Genomic DNA, 16,642 nt, shown 5'->3' on the forward strand with positions numbered 1-16,642 from the left:
ATATCTCCTTGACAAGTTATACAATTAACCGCTGATACAGACTATTCAGGTCAGAAAGCCAATTTTTCGAGGTGCCCTGGAGTATTTACCAATTACAACAACAGCTATGCGCCAAGCCGCAAAATTCTGGGCGCAAGCACGCCAACAAGGACAACCAACAGCAGGTGACAAAACGATTGACGGTGATATGATTTTGGTTGCTCAAGCAGTGACTCTAGCAGTTCCAAATCTAGTGATTGCAACGACCAACGTAGGGCACTTGGCAAAGTTTGTAGCAGCCGAGTTGTGGCAAAATATCACTCCAAGGTGATCGCCATCTAACACTTCATTGCTGCGGACGGTACAGAGGTTAACGGTGAGAGTTCAAGCTTGTCTGTCGCCGCACAACTTCACCGTTAGGCGGCATAGCTTGCCCCGTTCAAACTTCCATCACGATGAGATAGGTATGACGTTCGTTCTTTCTCTCGATGACCGGGGTCTTGAAGTATTCGAATCGGACTCAGCCGCTATTGCTGCCTGCGAAGGTATCGACGTCGAAGACGGGAACTTTCTCTTCTGGGATTCTGCTGGGCAGCCGCTTGCGGCAGAATTCATCCGCCCGAACACGCGGGGATCGTTTACTGTCGGCTCAAGCCAATATCGACTGGTTCCTACGGCAGAAGCGCCTGTGCTCCTAGACTGCCTTGACCAAGCCGCGTACTTCGAGGGCGGCTTGGGATTAAGTTCACTGCAAGACGTTGAGCATTACCTGCGCAACCAAGTGCCACAGTAGAGGACCTCTACGTGCACGTTCGAAAACAGAGTTCGTCAGGGCTTCACCAGAGATGCCGCTGATCGCCGGCGTTAGTTATTCTCCACCGTCGCAGATGCTCCACTCCCCCAAAAACCAATTCAGCTCGGCCCGCTCCATTTTCTCGATCCACTCGTCATCCATTTCCAGAAATGCCCGAGGGATGGTCTTCGACCGGCCTTCAGCCATCGCCCCTTGAGCCTTCTGCGCCTCAACTTTTCCCTCCAGGTCTTTAAACTTGAGCAGCAAATCCCGTTTATCCTGCAGGTGCGTCTGAGCCCTGATTGACTGACAAAAGGTGTAGCGTCTAAGGCTGGAATGTTTGTTAGCCCAGGACTGTAGCGATTGGAGAAAGATGCGGGAGTCAGCATTCTAGAATTAGATACCACTCAAAAAACTGGAGTGCTGTGAAAAAAACTCCCGATTCTACAATGCCTTGAAAGCCTGGATGGGTCAGGGCGAAAACTGGACCCACCTGACCCATCTGACCACTTGCCTTTGGATGGTTGCTGCCCTGATTCAGACTGGTGAAGTGAGCCTGACGAAGTGGGCCAAGTATATGCCCAGCCGAGGCCAGTATGCTCAAAGTCGACAACGCCGCATCCGTCGTTGGCTGGGGAATCCCCGCGTTAACGTCCATCGACTCTACAAGCCCATCATCCAAGCCGCCTTAGCGAACTGGGAAGACGAGTGTTTGTATGTAAGCTTGGACACCATGCAAGTTTGGGATGAGTTCTGCCTGATTCGTCTGGCCATCGTCCATCGCGGTCGGGCGCTACCGCTGGCTTGGCGGGTACTTCAGCATTCGAGTGTGACGGTTGCCTTTAGCGAGTATCACCAGATGCTCCGTCAGATAACCGAGCCTCTTTTTTCCGCTTCTTCGGGGCGATTTCCGCAGGAAGGTCTTCGACCAGCGCTTGAGGAGCCGGGGTAATTCCTGCTGAGCTGACCACCGATCCCGCGATCGCCCTGGGTGTTTCCGCCATCGTGGGAGCCTCGCGGTGCTCCACACAGGAAGCGTGAACCTTCCCAAATGGGTCAACTATATTCCCTGCTGCGGGAAATTTGCCCAAAGCATCCAACGACGTATTCAACAAAAGCGGCAGGATTCCCCGTTTCTAATCTGTGATTGAAGCGTGGTAGGAATGCCGCATAGGGGCTTACGCTACACACAAACCATTTGACCTCTTGATTAACGACACTTTTGAAACCCTGAACTGTCCGACTCGCCGCCAGTTGTGGTTGTAGATGGAAAGCACTCGGTTCTTCTCGCTGTAGCCACCAATCCAGCCTCGGTAGAGCTGACCGGACTTCTCGGACTGAACATAATCGCCAGAGCGAAATCCCCAGGGTGTGACTGTGCCGCCTTTTCGCTTTCTGCTTCCACCCTTACAGGGGTTCTCAAAATGGAGCTGTCGTCGATAAAGCTGGGGACGACTCACTACTCGGAACGGGGCAGAAGTCAGGCGGATCTCGCCAACCCAGTCACGGCCTGTGCCTGTCGGCACGTACCGCACGAAATATGCCGCTGCTAAAGCCAGTCCATCATTGGCATGGCTCTCCGGCGTCTGAGCTTTCTTGTCAGGAGACTTTGCCAGTCCCAGATACTCTCTAGTGGATTTGGTTTGCCATCCCTGCATTTCGTAGACGGTCGTGAACGAACGTAGCCAAGTTAGCATCTGCCGCTGCCCCACCATGACCGGAGAGAACCCCTTCCCGGAGCGGGCACCCTTACGCCCACTGGTCAGGTCTACATCTGCTCTGACGAGTTCCCAAACCACACAGGTGACCGGAAACAAGCGGAAGATTTCGACAATCAGCCGCTTTTCGAGTTCTTTATTGGCTCGAATGCTAGGAGGCAATTTTTTGCCTCTGCGGTTGCTGAACCGCTTTTGCCGATGGGCTCGCTCCGAGAAGGGTAGGTTTCGGTTGATACGCCGTCCGCGTCGTGCCCGACGTAGTATCTTCTGGGTTTCTTTGCGTGCCTTGACTCGTTCAAAGGGCAGGGCGATGTGTCGCTTCAGCAAGGTGGCCTTGCTGCTGACCAGCCCGATGCCGGTGAATCGCTTGCCGGGATCTACACCCAGTGAGATTCGCTGGGTCTTGCGACCAGAGGGCTCTCCCATCAGTTGAACAGCATAGACGTTCAGATCCGTGCTCATCCAGGTGGCCTTGCCATGCTGCACCCACTGAGATGCACGACGATACTTCGTCGGCATGAGTGGTCTGCCGTCTGGCGCTAATACTGGAACTCGGGTATTAGGGTTCATCGGAGATAATCCGTAAACAACGTGTCCCTTCGCTCACCGATAGGCAGGAGTCCTAACCAAATAGGTCTGTAGAGAATCCGAGCTAGGGAGACACCCGGAAGTACATGCCGCCTATCGGCTCGTGAGCTAGTGCAACCCTTCGTTAGGGATTTGGTTCCCCAAGCCCCGATTGATTGCTTCGCAATTCAATCGCGGGTGGTTGACGGGTGGCTGTGTAATCCACGCATCAATATCCATTGGCTCTACCGCAAGCAAGTCCCAGAACGGGCGATCGCCGGGCATCGTTACCGATCGATATCCTCGAAGCTCGATATAGTAGATCTGCATGTTCATACGCTGAGAGAATTGCCGTGGCCGTTGCCGTTGACTCCCTCATTACTCCCGAGATTAACAAACCCGCCCGTTACCTGGGCAACGAACTGGGGGCAGTCCATAAGCCCTGGGAGTCCGCCACGATCCGCTGGTCCCTGACCTACCCCGAGATTTACGAAGTCGGGGCTTCCAACCTGGGCCATATCATTCTGTACAACATCCTCAATGCCCAGCCGCGTCAGCTGTGCGATCGCGCCTACCTTCCGGCCCCAGATCTAGCCGCCAAGCTCCGGGAAACCGAAACCCCCCTGTTTGCGGTGGAATCGCGGCGATCGCTCCTGGAGTTCGACATTCTGGGCTTTAGCCTCAGCTACGAGCTAGGGGCGACCAATATTCTAGAAATGCTGGATCTGGCAGGAATTCCCCTCACTTGGCAGGAGCGAAATTCTGCAGAACAAAACTATCCCCTTATTTTTGCGGGCGGCCAAACCGCCACCTCCAACCCCGAACCCTATGCTGACTTTTTTGACTTCTTTGCCCTCGGGGATGGCGAAGAGCTGCTGCCTGAAATTGGGCTGGTGCTGGAAGAAGGCAAAAACAATGGCCTCAGCCGCGAGGCGCTACTGCTGGATTTAGCCCAGATACCCGGCGTTTACGTGCCGCAGTTTTATACGATGGCCGCAGCGGGATCGGTGCATCCCAACCGCCCCGACGTGCCAGCGCGGATTCTGCGCCGGGTAGCCGATCCAATGCCAGAATATTCCATTGGCCTGGTGCCCTACGTGCAAACAGTTCACGATCGCCTCACCCTGGAAGTGCGACGGGGCTGCACAAGGGGCTGTCGCTTCTGTCAGCCAGGGATGCTGACCCGACCGGCGCGGGATGTAGACCCGGAGCAGGTGGTCTCTACCATTGAAAAGGGGATGCGGGAAACAGGCTACAATGAATTTTCGCTGCTTTCCCTCAGTTGCTCCGACTACCTGGCGTTGCCCGCCGTAGGCATGGAAATCAAAAACCGCCTTAAGGATGAAAATATCACCCTCTCCCTGCCCAGCCAGCGGGTGGATCGCTTTGACGAGAACATTGCCAATATTGTGGGCGGCACCCGCAAATCTGGCTTAACCTTTGCCCCGGAAGCGGGAACCCAGCGAATGCGGGACATTATCAATAAGGGACTGACCAACGCCGAATTGCTGAAAGGGGTGAAGACCGCCTTTGAGCAGGGTTGGAACAAGGTGAAGCTGTATTTCATGATTGGTCTGCCGGGAGAAACCGACGCTGACGTGCTGGGGATCGCCGAAACCATCTGCTGGCTTCGCCAGGAGTGTCGTCTCCAAGGACGGCGGCGCTTAGACTTCAATCTAACCATTTCGAACTTTACCCCCAAGCCCCATACGCCCTTTCAGTGGCATTCGGTTTCCACCGCTGAATTTAAGCGCAAACAGGATCTGCTGCGGGCTGAGTTCCGTCAGATGCGCGGGGTGAAGGTGAACTTTACCGATGTCCGCATCTCGGCCATGGAGGATTTTGTTGGCCGAGGCGATCGCCGCTTAGCCCCAGTGGTCAAACGGGCCTGGGAATTGGGAGCCGGAATGGACTCCTGGTGGGAGAGCCTGGACCAAGCCTTTACTGCTTGGACCGATGCCATCGCCGAGGCGGGCCTCACCTGGAAATATCGGCAGGTTGAAGCCGGGGAGTGGAACCTCTTCCAAGACGAGATCCAGCCTTCTCTGGCCGCCAGCGCCCTGGATGCGCCGCTGCCCTGGGACCATCTAGACACCGGAATTACCAAGGATTGGCTCAAGCAGGATCTAAACCGAGCCTTGGAGGCCGCAACCGTACCGGATTGCTCCTTTGAGGGCTGCTCCCACTGCGGCGTTTGTGGGATTGACTTTGGCCACAATGTGGTGGTCCCACCGCCCGAAATCCCGGACTTCCGCGGCCACTTTGTGCCCAACAGCGATCGGGTTCAACGCTATCGGGTCTGGTTTGGTAAGCAGGGGAGCCTGGCGCTCCTGAGTCATCTAGACCTGCTGCGGCTGTGGGATCGGGTGGTGCGTCGCGCCAATCTGCCCATCTCCTTCAGCGGGGGATTTCATCCTGGCCCGCGGATCTCCCCCGCCAGTGCCTTAGCGCTCGGCGCCACTAGCTCTGGAGAAATTCTCGATCTTGAGCTGACCCAACCCATTCCCCCAGAAACCTTTCAATCCACCTTGGCGCAGTATTTACCCCAGGAGATTCCCCTTTATCGCCTAGAGGAAGTCCCCCTGAAGGCCCCTTCGGCCACCCAATCCCTTCGGGCTGCGGAATATCAGGTCAGCTGTAGCGTCGCAGATCCCGATGCAGCCCCCTGCTCGCAAGGGCAGTGGCAGTCCTGGGTGGATGCGGTGTTAGCTGCAGAGGCGATCGCCTTTGAAAAAACAACCAAATCCGGAAAAATTCGCCAAATTAATCTTCGAGAGCAGTTGATTGAGCTTAAGCTTCATTTCGGGGCGGACGGCATTGTTTTGCACTATATTGGCACCTGGAATAACGATGGCACTCAGCTCCGTCCCGAGCAAGTTGTCTGGATGATCGAGCAGCAAGGCTGCCCGGAATTGCAGGTTCATCACATTCACCGGCAGCGGCTCATCCTGGAGGAGTCGCTGCAAGAGTCCCTAGAGGAGTCTTTAGTCTAGAATCTCGTCCATTCAAAATGCGGGGCCATGGCTGAACAAGCCTGCGCCCCCATCCAAGTCCCTACGATCAGAAGCAAATTATTTGGCAAGATGGATAGGCAGTCGCCCGATGCAGTCTATGAGTCTTAACCTATCTTCCCTAGATCAATCGTTTCAACTTCTGCGCCAGGTGCGCGCCCGTCTCCTCAAGCTGCATAAGGCACTCTTAGATTCAGAGACCGCCCGTTATGAAGAAAAATTCGGAGCCATTGGCAGCAAGGGCAAGCTGCTGGAACTGGTTATGGGCGATCCCTGGTTCCACTGGCTACGCGATATTTCCCAATTCATTGTGCAGATTGATGAAGCCTTCAGCCCGCGAGTGCCCTTTACCCTGGAGCAGTCCCAGCAACTCCTTCAGGAAACTGAGCGGTTGCTCACAGTTTCCGAAACGGGTACCCAACGCCAACAAAAATTCTATGCCGCCATTCAGCGCGACCCGGATGTTGCGACCCTCTACGGGGAATTGCTGCATCTACTCAATCAGTAATTTGAATCAGTAATCCTGGGGGGCGGCGTCAGGGCCAGGGGGTAAATCAGCGCTGGTCCGTGTCGTTCTGATCAGGTCCTGTCCGGGCTTCGATCAAAAGGCCCTTGGGACCGCTCATTACTGAAATTGCTGCTCTGGCAACATCTGAACTACCTGGGTCGTAAGAAACGGAATCAGATCTTCGTTTTGACTGGCCGTTTTCCCCTCCGTAAACACCACCAGTAGAAACGGCGCTTTTCCGGGGACCTCGGCATAGGCACAATCGTGGCGCACCTGACTGGTCCAGCCCGCCTTGGACCATACTTGGGACTCTAGTGCCAGCCCTTCCCCAATAAATCCCATAACCTGATTTTCCGGATCAGCCCTGAGCTGATCGCGATCTAGGGATCGCTTCATTAAGTTCATCATTGCCTGCGATCGCTCAGCCGTCACAGCCACGCCACCAACAATGCTATGCATGAGACGAGCCGTCGCTTCCGTGGTGAGCTTATTGCGGTTCTCCCGCTGCACTCCCACAAAGTCATTTTCGCGGCCATAGGGACCCTCCCCCCAGGTTTTTTGATTCACATTAATCGACTCCATCTCCACCCACCCAAGGGACTGGAAATAGCGGTTGACGATATTGCGCTGGTGCTTCCAGGTGGCAAAGGGATCTGGCGGCAGGGAAGGACCGCTGGTGGTGCCCGTGAGCACATCCAGCACATAGCCGGTGGCATCATTGCTAGAGTCCATAATCATATCCCTCAGGGCGCGATCGGTTTCCGCGCAGGCCGGGAGCATCCCCCGCTCTAGCCATTCATGACAGGCCACTAGATAAAAAAGCTTCACCACGCTGGCAGGATAAAGGGGCTCAACCCCTCGATAGGAGAAGCCCTGGATTGGCAGCCGCCAAAAATCATCCTGGGCCAGGGCTCCCCCAGTATTGACCGGGTAGGGCGGATCGTAAATCAGCCCGGTCACGGCAAGCTGATTACGGGCTAGCCAGGGGAACTCGGCCCAGACCGATGCGAGGATCACGGGCAAATGCTGGCTATAGGCATTATCAGTGGAAAAAAAAGTCATAGCGCAGAAAACTCGGTCATCCCTGAGAAGTAAAGCGTCTAGAATTGAGCATTGACATCCTCTCCCTCTGACCTTTCAGGGACAGAGAGAGCTTCCTGGGGTCGCCCCAAAGATTTCCTGCTTCAGGGCCAGTTGACTAGAATTCATGACTGAACTCCCCGTCACCCCGACTCCACAGGCATTTTCTATTCCCCGTTGCCCACGGGTACAAACCACTTGAGCCGCAGCCATGTCGCTTGGCTTGATTGACCCACATTCAAGACAGTGAGAGATTCTGATACTCAAGTCTTTTTTGACTTCGGCACCACAATCAGGACAGTCTTGACTCGTCCCTCTTGGGTCAACCTTGCCGTAATACACCTCTCGCTTGAAGCACACCCAAGGCAGGATTTGATGGGTGAACTGTCCCCATCCTGCATCTAGCGGATGCTGACCCAGCATTCCTTTGGCCATAATCCGGAAGTCCAGGTCTTCCACGAAAATCATCCCTGCACCGTCGCAGAGATGATGCGCCAGCTTGAAATGCCAGTCTTTTCGAGTATCGGCAATGCGTTGATGGACTCTTGCAATCTTCTTGTGGAGCTTCAGCCAGTTCGCTGACCCCGTTTGCTTCGTCTTAAGCCTACGTTGCAGCAATTTCAGCTTGCGGTGTAAGTCGTTGAAAAAGCGAGGTCGCTTCACTGGTTCCCCATCGGAAGTCGAAAGAAAATATTCCAGCCCAACATCAATCCCGACTGGATGGCCATGAGGCATTGTGCTAGGAATATCGACCTCAGACTGAAGACTCAGCATGACGAAATACCCCGATGCCTTACGGACAATGCGGGCTTGTTTGACCTCAAACAAGTCGGGGATGCGCCGTGACCAGCGTACTTTTACCCAACCCAGTTGCGGCAGCTTCATCCCTTCCTCGCTGATGCAGTTCTTGAGCATCTGAGGGAACGCAAAGGAGCGCATCCGATTCGGCTTTTTGAACCGAGGGAATCCCGACCGCTTCAACCGCCAAGACTCCCAGGACGCTTCCAGCTTTCGGATAACCTGCTGAAGTACCTGGGCGTTAACGCTCTTGAGCCTGGGGAAATCGGCCTTTGCTGCGGTTAACGACTTGCACTGCTGAGCATAACTCGGGAAGGGGGCATCCGCTGGCAAGATCAATTCTTGCCGAATTGAACAAGCATTGACCGGAGACTTGCGGGAATCGAGCCAGTCTTTGCGCTCCCGCAGGGCAAAGTTCCAGACATTGCGACACACATCCAGAATGTGCTCAATCTCTGAAATCTGCTCAGCAGTCGGCTCTAGCTTAAATTCCCAGGTCATGTTTAGCATAGAACCATGATAACCTAAGAAATGCTCGACCTTTTCTTAGGTTTAACTGAATTGCTCCCTCCGGTCGCCCGCCGCGGCTCCGCACGTTCTGCGGCCTACCCCCCCCTCACCGCTTCGCGGGATAGGCAGAGCACTGCGGCGGATCTTGGTAGAGCATCTAGAGATAGGGCGTTGGGCTTGGCTTGCCGCGACCTTAGCGGACCCGATACCCAATATCGGTGCGATAGTAGGCCCCCTCAAACTGAATATGGGCGATCGCCTCGTAAACGGCCGCAAAGGCGCTGGCAAAGGAGTCTCCCTGGGCCGTCACGGCCAGCACCCGCCCCCCCGCGGTGCAGAGTTGTCCCTCCCGGAGGGCCGTCCCCGCGTGGAAGACCACCGCCCCCCGGTCCTGAGCCGCTTCCAGGCCAGTGATGGGGGTTCCCTTTGCATAATGCCCTGGATAGCCTCCGGCTGCCATCACCACGCTAGCGCTGACCCCAGAGGCCCAACGTATCGTATCCAGTTGATCTAGGCGCTGCTGCGTACAGGCCAGGATCAGATCAATCAGGGGAGTCTCCAGGGCCGGAAGAATGACCTGGGTTTCCGGGTCGCCAAAGCGACAGTTAAACTCAATCACGGCAGGCTCACCGGCAGGTGAAATCATCAGGCCTGCATAGAGGACGCCCCGATAGTCAATGCCCCGTTGCTGGAGTGCCTGCAGGGTCGGCTCTAGAATCTGCGCCCGCACCCGATCCATCAGCGTTGGAGTGACAATGGGAACCGGGGCATAGGCCCCCATCCCGCCGGTATTGGGGCCGGTATCCCCTTCGCCAATGCGCTTGTGATCTTGGGCCGGTAGCAGAGGCACCAGGGTTTTTCCATCGGTCAGCGCCAGCACCGACAGTTCCTGCCCGATCAAACAATCTTCAATAATGACGCGACTTCCAGCTTCACCAAACTGACCGGAAAACACCGCTTCAATGGCGGCCACGGCCTCCTCTGCGGTGGCCGCCACCGTCACGCCCTTCCCGGCTGCCAGTCCATCCGCCTTGACTACAATCGGTGCCGGATTGCTGCGCACGTAGGCGATCGCCGCATCTGCCCTTGCAAAGGTGGCGGCGCGCGCCGTGGGCACTCCTGCCTCCACCATTAACTGCTTCGCCCAGGACTTGCTGGCCTCAATCTGCGCGCCAGCCTGAGTGGGGCCAAACACCGGAATGCCTTCCCCTTGCAGCGCATCAGCAATCCCCAGGGCCAGGGGAATCTCGGGGCCCACCACCACAAGATCCACAGACTCATCGCGCGCAACCTGCACCACAGCCCCAAAATCATCAACCGCAACGGGGCGGTTCTGGCAACGAGGCAAAGTTGCGGTGCCACCATTTCCAGGCAGGCAGAATACCTGCTCTACCTTAGACGAGCGCAAGAGGGACCAAGCTAAGGCATGCTCACGCCCCCCACTGCCAACCACAATAACCTTCAAAACCCTGGCCCCAGTTCAAAGTGCATCCTGGATATTAACATCAAGCCAGAGTTTCCGGGCAGTATCCTAACCCTTCAATAAACTGATCTCGAAAGACTTCAATTTCATGGGAGTTGGGCGGCCCGTGGCTGACAATCGCAACCCGATGACGCTGCATAATATCGGTGGGGCGGTGCCCCTCCTCTAGCTCCCGCAGGACTAAAGCCACTCGGGAATTAGGCTGATGGGGAACCCCCAACTCGCCAAGAAAGGCCTGAAAATTATGCTGACACCCCACTGGCCAATCCAGGGCGTGCACCCGCACCACCCAACCATTAAACAGATGCAAGACCGTCATAAACCGAATAGACAGTGACTCACACACTTGCAGGTAATGGACGACGCGCAGAACTAAGCTCGCCTTACCCACGTAGTAAATGTAATCCATCCCTGCATCCTTATACCGCTGGAGCAAAGCTCCTCAGTATGCTAAACGCAACCGGGCTTGATCAGGTCACGATTGCTTGGCCCTAAAATTAATAATATTTTAATAATCTCTATTATCGCACACCGCTCTTTCAATTCCTATGGTGTTTAGATCCCGTCCCCCGCTCACGTCCCAGGAACCGATGATCGATCAATGCTTGAGCAGCTACGACTACGTTCTTCCAGACGATCTGATTGCCCAAAATCCGGTCACGCCCAGGGATATTTCCCGATTGTTAACCGTTTTACCCCAGGGGCACCTGCATCGTCGATTCACGGATCTTCCCAGTCTCTTACAGCCGGGGGACTTACTGGTGATGAACAACTCCAAAGTGATTCCAGCTCGACTGCGGGGCTACAAACGCAACGCCTCGACCCCAAACCCAGGATCCACTGTGGAAGTGCTGCTGCTTGAACCGGTCCAGGAGACCCAGTGGTTGGCGTTGGTCAAACCCGGACGACGCCTGAAGCCAGGCGCCATTATTGACTTTGGCCACCCCACCCATCCCGTTCTCAGCGCAGAGGTGGTGGCGATCGACCCTAGCACTCGCGGCCGCATCTTAGCGTTTCATGGCAGCTCGGCTTGCTCCCTGATGGATCAAATTCATCAACTTGGCACCCTCCCCTTGCCGCCCTACATTACCCAGTCCCAAGCGAGCCCCGAACAATATCAGACGGTTTATGCCCAAAACCCAGGATCTGTGGCAGCTCCCACCGCCGGACTGCACTTTACGCCCGACCTGTTGCACAGCCTTGAGCAGCAAGGGATTCATCATCGGTTTGTAACCCTGCATGTGGGGATTGGCACCTTTCGCCCAGTGGAGGTGGAAGACATTACCCAGCACGCCATGCACAGCGAATGGCTGCAGGTGCCCCAGGACACCGTGGAGGCGATGATACGCACCAGAGAGCAAGGGGGGCGGATTATTGCTGTGGGCACCACCACTGTCCGCGCCCTAGAGTCCCTGCCGCCCGAGCCCCAAGCCTACGAAGGTAGAAGTCATCTGTTTATCTATCCTGGCTATCGCTGGCGATGGGTCGATGGGTTAATTACTAACTTTCACTTGCCCCGATCTAGCCTCCTGATGCTGGTGAGCGCCCTCATTGGGCGTCAGCGACTGCTGGATCTTTACCAAGTCGCCATTCAAGAGCGCTATCGATTTTACTCCTTTGGCGATGCCATGTTGATTACCCCTGAGGCAAACGCAGCGCGATCCCAAGCCTCCTCAGGTTTCCCTAGGGAGGATATCCAAAGCGCAGCTGATTGAGCTTTTGCTGAACCACGGGGTCTATTGTTGCGGCTAGGGTGCGGCGCGATCGCCCCTTGGCCTGCTGGGCGCGATCGCGGATGCGGTGCGTGGACAACGCCACTCGCTGGATCAGCTGCTGGGCCGACATCCACTCTGCCCCGTAGCCTGTCACCGTCAACCGGTGGTCCCGGTCGGAAGTGGCCACAATAATGCGCTTATAGGGAGTGATGGTGTGGCGTGCCTGGGCGCAAACCCATTCGATGTGGCTATCGGCAGTTTGACCGGCGTCGGTAAAATACAGCTCTAGCTCAGCGGTGATCTGCTCACAGTGGGCTGCCTGCTGCTGATAATGAGCATCAAACACGATGCGGGTGCGGTAGCCCTGAAAGGCAACGTAGCTGGCGATCGCTTCCGTCAGACCCTGACGCGCCTCCGCTAACCCCAATTTGGCCTTCGTGGCCTCCAACTTTGGCCAAGCTCCAATGATGTTATATCCGTCAATGAGCAGCATCGTGTCGAGGGAAGCCATGGGACCAGAGATCTAACAATAAGCTTGTTTACTTATTGTGACATTTTCTTAAGTTCTTGGGAATAGGCGCTGTCCGCTCCCCCGAATCGGGCATCATTTCGGCCCTAGCGCCTGCAGGCTGTTCCTTATTGGGGACGGCTGGAAATTTGGCTGGCCTGTCCCTGAGCCGCGTACATAGTTCTTAGAACGGTCGCCGGATCCACAAACTTACCCTGGTACTTCAAGGTCCAATGCAGGTGGGGACCGGTGGTTCTACCCGTCATTCCAACCCGGCCAATGCGCTGTCCCGCCGTTACCTGCTGTCCTTCAGCGATGCGAACCCCACCGGCGCGATCCACCATCACAGGTCCCGAGGCACCGCTCTCCACATAGCCCTGCATGTGACAGTAAACATGAATCCAGGAACCTGATTGAACGCGCACGGAAGTTCCACAGGCTGTATTGTCAGAAACGGAGATGACGCGACCGTTCCACCAATTTCGAATATAGCTGCCCGAAGGCGCAGCAAAGTCCAGACCACTGTGAAACTCGGTGGAATATCCCCCCGTCGGCGAAATTCGGTAGCCAAAGGGCGAAGTATAACCTTGAAAATTTTCCACCGGGAAGGACCCATGAAGCCAGACATCTCCGCTGGGAGAGGCCGCCTGGGCTTGGGGCGCCACAACTTTGTTGGTCAAGGGTGAAGCCGCAAGGGCCAGGGCACCCAAACCCAGAACAGTCGAAACAATCCGCTTGCGATTCAGAATGGCCATAGGTCCTCACCCACAGATTTCATTTCAAATAAGGAACAGACTGGATGCTTATTGCTACCGCAGAAACAACAAGCATGGAGACTCTTATAAACATCTTCCGGTCTTCTGTCAAGCCGGAAACGCGAAGCTTTGTAACATCGGGGTTGCCCCGCTCCAGGACAGCAGCTCTGCCATGGACGAAGCTAGGATGCCCAGATTTTCCCAACACTCAACGTCTATTCGGAATCGAGTCTTCGGGGTCGGCGGCGTCAGCCTTTAGGGTAAAGCCTCGCAATCCCTAAGACCCAGACCACTCCTACAGCCATAAGTTCCCCCTTGTCATAGGGTTCCCCCTGTAAGATGGGTCTTGCATACTTGAACTCTCAATGGACACATCCCGACTCGAACGGGAGACCCCTACGATGTCAACGTAGTGCTCTAACCAACTGAGCTATGCGTCCTCACGTCGGTCAGTATGCCACAGGAAGCAGCAGACCCGCAAGATCTACCCCCTAGGCTGCGGGTGAGTAGAGGCCCCTGGGCCAAAGCATATTAAAGGCCTTTCGTTGACCCTTAACCGCCTCTCCTTGAGCGGGCTCAAAAACGATCAAACTCTTTGACCCCCATGCTTGATCCTGCCGATCCTTAAGTTAAGATAGGGAGCATTATTCTTTTGTCCAAAAAAATCCGTAGAATTACGTAGGCTATCTCCGGGCAATCTAACCTAGAATGCAGCGTATTAGGTGGACAGCAACTCCTAACTCAGCTGACAGTTCTCGGAATTTGAGCGCAGCATCGGGCTCGAATAATCAATCGGGGGGAGGATAGTCAGTGGCTTGTCCTAAGGAGTATTGTGCTGTACTTAGTAGAGACTGACACGTTCTGGTCAGGATGTTGCTCTCAAGCCGTCGCAGCAGTGATCCCCCCCCATGCAATTTGTTGACGCATCTATTGTTCCGAGAGACATCCGAGTTGAAGGATTCGAGCTGTGGTTTCAGCCTGTTTATAATTTTAGCGATGGCACCGTTCAGCATAATGAGGTGCTGCTGCGCTGGCGCGACTCCAAGGGAAAACTGTTCCGTCCCAGGGACTTCATGCCCTGGGTTACCCAGGCCAATCTCAGGCTCAGCCTCGATAAGCTGGTCATTCGCATGGCCTGTCGCCAGCTCGCTGCTATGCCCAGGGTTCGGCTTTCAATTAATCTGTCCGCAGAGTCAGTGGGGCACGCCGGGTTTAGTCAGTTTATTTTTGATGAGCTTCAGCAGGCTAACATCGATCCCGCGTCTGTTCAGTTTGAGATCGCAGAACCCCACGCGGCCCGAAATCTATCCCACACTATCCACTTTGTCCGGGATCTCCGGGAGATTGGCTGCGCCGTTGTTTTAGATAATTTCGCCAACGACTATCTCACCTACATGCAGTGGGAGCGCCTGGAGGTGGATCAAGTGAAGCTGAACGGTCGACTTTTATCTCAGCACCTGAGCCAGAAAGATCGGCTGCACCTGCTCCGCTCCATTGCAGATGCCAGCAACCAGATGGGACAAATCGCGGTGGCCAAGTCCCTGGATGAGGCCATTGGGGCGCGCTGGAGCCATCACCATCAATTTGATTCGGGGCAAGGCTATCAGTTTAAACGCCCCAGTCAGCAAATTAGTTTGGCCTCTAAGGTGGATGTTTTAGGACTGGCTCTAGATAACTGGTCAAAAACGGAGTTTATCGAGCAGCTGCATGAGGGGATTGTCTTTGCGCCCAACGTCAATCACTTAATGAACATTCGCCGAGACTCGGACTATCGCAAAGCTTACACAATTGCGGATTACAAGATTTGCAACAGTCAGGTTCTCTATTTTGCCTCCCAATTTCTCGGAGAGCCCCTACAGGAAAAAATCACGGCTGCCGAGCTGCTGCCTTTATTTTGCACTTATCACCAAAACAATCCGGACTATTCCCTTTTTATCCTCAGCGAAGGAGAGTCTGCTCCTTTGATCCAGGCCAAAGTCAATCGCCAAGCCGGGCGGCCCTTCGTCATTGACACCTACCAACCCTCTAGCTACTTTGACTGCAACGAAGTTGAATGTCAGGCCATCGTGCATCATATCAATCGATCCCAAGCCAATGTCCTGGTGTTGGGAATTCGATCTCCCGTGCAGGAAAAATGGGTGTACCGCTATCGTGACCGACTCCCCCAAGTCAAACTGATTTTAGCCCTGGGCGAAGCGGTCTTGGTGGAAGCGGGCCTAGAGGCCCGCCCCCCTGAGGTCGTGAGCGACATGGGAGTCGAATGGCTGTTTCGGCTGCTTCAGCATCCGCAGCAGCTTTGGCGGCGTTATCTGATTAATGATGCCCCCTTCCTGCTGCTGCTGATCAAGCACAAGCTATTCCAGTAAATGATGACGGTCCAAGATCAGTCCATCCGCATTCCCTGGGTTTGGCTTGTTGGCCTAGCGGGGGGATTACTGTTTATCCACCTGGCTCTGGATTTACAACGCAAAAGCTATGGCCACCTTTCCATTAGCCTTCTGTTCTGGATTGCGGTGTTCACCTTACTCAGTGAGCGCCAGGCAGGGCTCAAGTTTGGATCGAACTGGCTTTCCTTGGGGTGCGGGGCAGGACTGCTTGTGGCCCTAGTCGCTCGATCCATCGCTGTGCCGGGCGGCCGCATTTTAGGATTTTATCCCTTTGTGGCCCTGCTGGGGCTGGGGCTGATGGCCTCTGGCTTTCGTTACCTTGGTCAGTATCGACAGGAACTAATTGGTCTGTTTTTCCTTGGGTTTCCCCAGCTGATTTCCCTTAAAAGCTGGGACATTTCGCCCCTGACGGCCCGCCTATCGAGCTGGATGCTCTGGTACTCAGGATTTCCCGTTCTGCGCCAGGGAACATACATTAGCCTATTCCCCAGCGGGGGCGTCAAGGTGGTGCCGGAATGCTCGGGATTGAATTTGATGCTCTATATGTTTGGGGTTTCCGTGGTCTTCCTCATGCTGTTTCCCAGACGGGGGAAACAGCGACTGATCCTGCCGCTGCTGGCAGTCAGCCTGGGATTTTTAATCAATGGTGTGCGGGTGGCTCTGCTGGCGTTTCTCAGCGCGGCCAATAACCCCCAGGCCTTTGACTACTGGCACAGTCAGGAGGGAGCCTTTGTCTTTGTGTTGCTCGCCGTCGGGGTGTTCAGTGGTCTGTGCTGGCTATCCTTCCGGGTGAATTCTCCCAAAAAGTAGTATCTTAGTCTGAGATTTTT

Annotated in this window: 16 protein-coding genes and 1 tRNA gene; 8 read left to right on the forward strand and 9 right to left on the reverse strand. The window is 55.2% G+C overall.

The features are described 5' to 3' along the window. The first annotated feature begins 106 nt into the window (after positions 1-106). Both QQ91_RS00155 and QQ91_RS00160 read left to right on the forward strand, forming a co-directional pair. A complete protein-coding gene (locus QQ91_RS00155) occupies positions 107-310 on the forward strand; it encodes a hypothetical protein (RefSeq protein ID WP_166278432.1) in 204 nt (67 codons plus the stop codon). Positions 311-445: 135 nt separating this feature from the next. Then, positions 446-772 carry a hypothetical protein gene (locus QQ91_RS00160; protein ID WP_166278435.1) on the forward strand — a complete coding sequence of 109 codons (327 nt, stop codon included), beginning with the start codon at positions 446-448 and terminating at the stop codon, positions 770-772. Positions 773-847: 75 nt separating this feature from the next. On the opposite strand, the gene QQ91_RS00165 is transcribed toward QQ91_RS00160, so the two are convergent. Then, positions 848-1,039, reverse strand: a complete 192-nt coding sequence (locus QQ91_RS00165) for a hypothetical protein (RefSeq protein WP_166278438.1) — start codon at positions 1,037-1,039, stop codon at positions 848-850. A 199-nt stretch (positions 1,040-1,238) separates the two neighbouring features. Here QQ91_RS00165 and QQ91_RS00170 point away from each other — a divergent pair, with 199 nt between their 5' ends. Beyond that, positions 1,239-1,724: a hypothetical protein gene (locus QQ91_RS00170; protein WP_201277243.1), complete on the forward strand. Its 486-nt coding sequence runs from the start codon at positions 1,239-1,241 to the stop codon at positions 1,722-1,724. 226 nt (positions 1,725-1,950) lie between these two features. On the opposite strand, the gene QQ91_RS00175 is transcribed toward QQ91_RS00170, so the two are convergent. Next, complete coding sequence (locus tag QQ91_RS00175) at positions 1,951-3,060, reverse strand: RRXRR domain-containing protein (RefSeq protein ID WP_166278444.1); 1,110 nt, start codon at positions 3,058-3,060, stop codon at positions 1,951-1,953. A gap of 350 nt (positions 3,061-3,410) precedes the next feature. Here QQ91_RS00175 and QQ91_RS00180 point away from each other — a divergent pair, with 350 nt between their 5' ends. Both QQ91_RS00180 and QQ91_RS00185 read left to right on the forward strand, forming a co-directional pair. After that, the gene (locus QQ91_RS00180) at positions 3,411-6,050 is read left to right on the forward strand and encodes a TIGR03960 family B12-binding radical SAM protein (RefSeq protein ID WP_166278447.1); all 2,640 of its coding nucleotides are present in this window, start codon (positions 3,411-3,413) and stop codon (positions 6,048-6,050) included. A 118-nt stretch (positions 6,051-6,168) separates the two neighbouring features. Further along, entirely contained in the window at positions 6,169-6,576 is a 408-nt protein-coding gene (locus QQ91_RS00185) for a hypothetical protein (RefSeq protein ID WP_166278450.1), read from the forward strand. 117 nt (positions 6,577-6,693) lie between these two features. On the opposite strand, the gene QQ91_RS00190 is transcribed toward QQ91_RS00185, so the two are convergent. The 4 genes from QQ91_RS00190 to QQ91_RS00205 all read right to left on the reverse strand — a co-directional run bounded on the left by QQ91_RS00190 (position 6,694) and on the right by QQ91_RS00205 (position 10,856). Further along, complete coding sequence (locus QQ91_RS00190) at positions 6,694-7,638, reverse strand: serine hydrolase (RefSeq protein ID WP_166278453.1); 945 nt, start codon at positions 7,636-7,638, stop codon at positions 6,694-6,696. Between the two features lie 75 nt (positions 7,639-7,713). After that, complete coding sequence (locus tag QQ91_RS00195; protein ID WP_166278456.1) at positions 7,714-8,964, reverse strand: RNA-guided endonuclease InsQ/TnpB family protein; 1,251 nt, start codon at positions 8,962-8,964, stop codon at positions 7,714-7,716. A 193-nt stretch (positions 8,965-9,157) separates the two neighbouring features. Further along, positions 9,158-10,429 carry a phosphoribosylamine--glycine ligase gene (purD, locus tag QQ91_RS00200; protein WP_166278459.1) on the reverse strand — a complete coding sequence of 424 codons (1,272 nt, stop codon included), beginning with the start codon at positions 10,427-10,429 and terminating at the stop codon, positions 9,158-9,160. A gap of 40 nt (positions 10,430-10,469) precedes the next feature. Continuing rightward, positions 10,470-10,856 carry a hypothetical protein gene (locus QQ91_RS00205; RefSeq protein WP_166278462.1) on the reverse strand — a complete coding sequence of 129 codons (387 nt, stop codon included), beginning with the start codon at positions 10,854-10,856 and terminating at the stop codon, positions 10,470-10,472. Positions 10,857-10,995: 139 nt separating this feature from the next. Here QQ91_RS00205 and queA point away from each other — a divergent pair, with 139 nt between their 5' ends. Further along, positions 10,996-12,162, forward strand: a complete 1,167-nt coding sequence (gene queA, locus QQ91_RS00210) for a tRNA preQ1(34) S-adenosylmethionine ribosyltransferase-isomerase QueA (RefSeq protein ID WP_166278465.1) — start codon at positions 10,996-10,998, stop codon at positions 12,160-12,162. Here the strand turns inward: queA and QQ91_RS00215 are convergent. The 3 genes from QQ91_RS00215 to QQ91_RS00225 all read right to left on the reverse strand — a co-directional run bounded on the left by QQ91_RS00215 (position 12,131) and on the right by QQ91_RS00225 (position 13,865). Beyond that, positions 12,131-12,673, reverse strand: a complete 543-nt coding sequence (locus tag QQ91_RS00215; protein ID WP_166278468.1) for an NYN domain-containing protein — start codon at positions 12,671-12,673, stop codon at positions 12,131-12,133. The two genes, queA and QQ91_RS00215, sit on opposite strands and share 32 nt — an antisense overlap. 125 nt (positions 12,674-12,798) lie before the next feature. Continuing rightward, positions 12,799-13,425 carry a M23 family metallopeptidase gene (locus QQ91_RS00220; protein ID WP_166278471.1) on the reverse strand — a complete coding sequence of 209 codons (627 nt, stop codon included), beginning with the start codon at positions 13,423-13,425 and terminating at the stop codon, positions 12,799-12,801. Between the two features lie 366 nt (positions 13,426-13,791). Beyond that, positions 13,792-13,865, reverse strand: a tRNA-Val gene (locus QQ91_RS00225). Between the two features lie 468 nt (positions 13,866-14,333). Between QQ91_RS00225 and QQ91_RS00230 the strand changes: the two genes are divergently transcribed. Further along, on the forward strand, positions 14,334-15,791 hold the full coding sequence (locus QQ91_RS00230) for a WecB/TagA/CpsF family glycosyltransferase (RefSeq protein ID WP_166278474.1): 1,458 nt from the start codon (positions 14,334-14,336) through the stop codon (positions 15,789-15,791). Next, on the forward strand, positions 15,792-16,622 hold the full coding sequence (crtA, locus tag QQ91_RS00235) for a cyanoexosortase A (protein WP_166278477.1): 831 nt from the start codon (positions 15,792-15,794) through the stop codon (positions 16,620-16,622). The last annotated feature ends 20 nt before the right edge of the window (positions 16,623-16,642 follow it).

The organism is Lyngbya confervoides BDU141951 (assembly GCF_000817775.3).
In the GTDB taxonomy this organism is placed as follows: domain Bacteria; phylum Cyanobacteriota; class Cyanobacteriia; order Thermosynechococcales; family Thermosynechococcaceae; genus Lyngbya; species Lyngbya confervoides.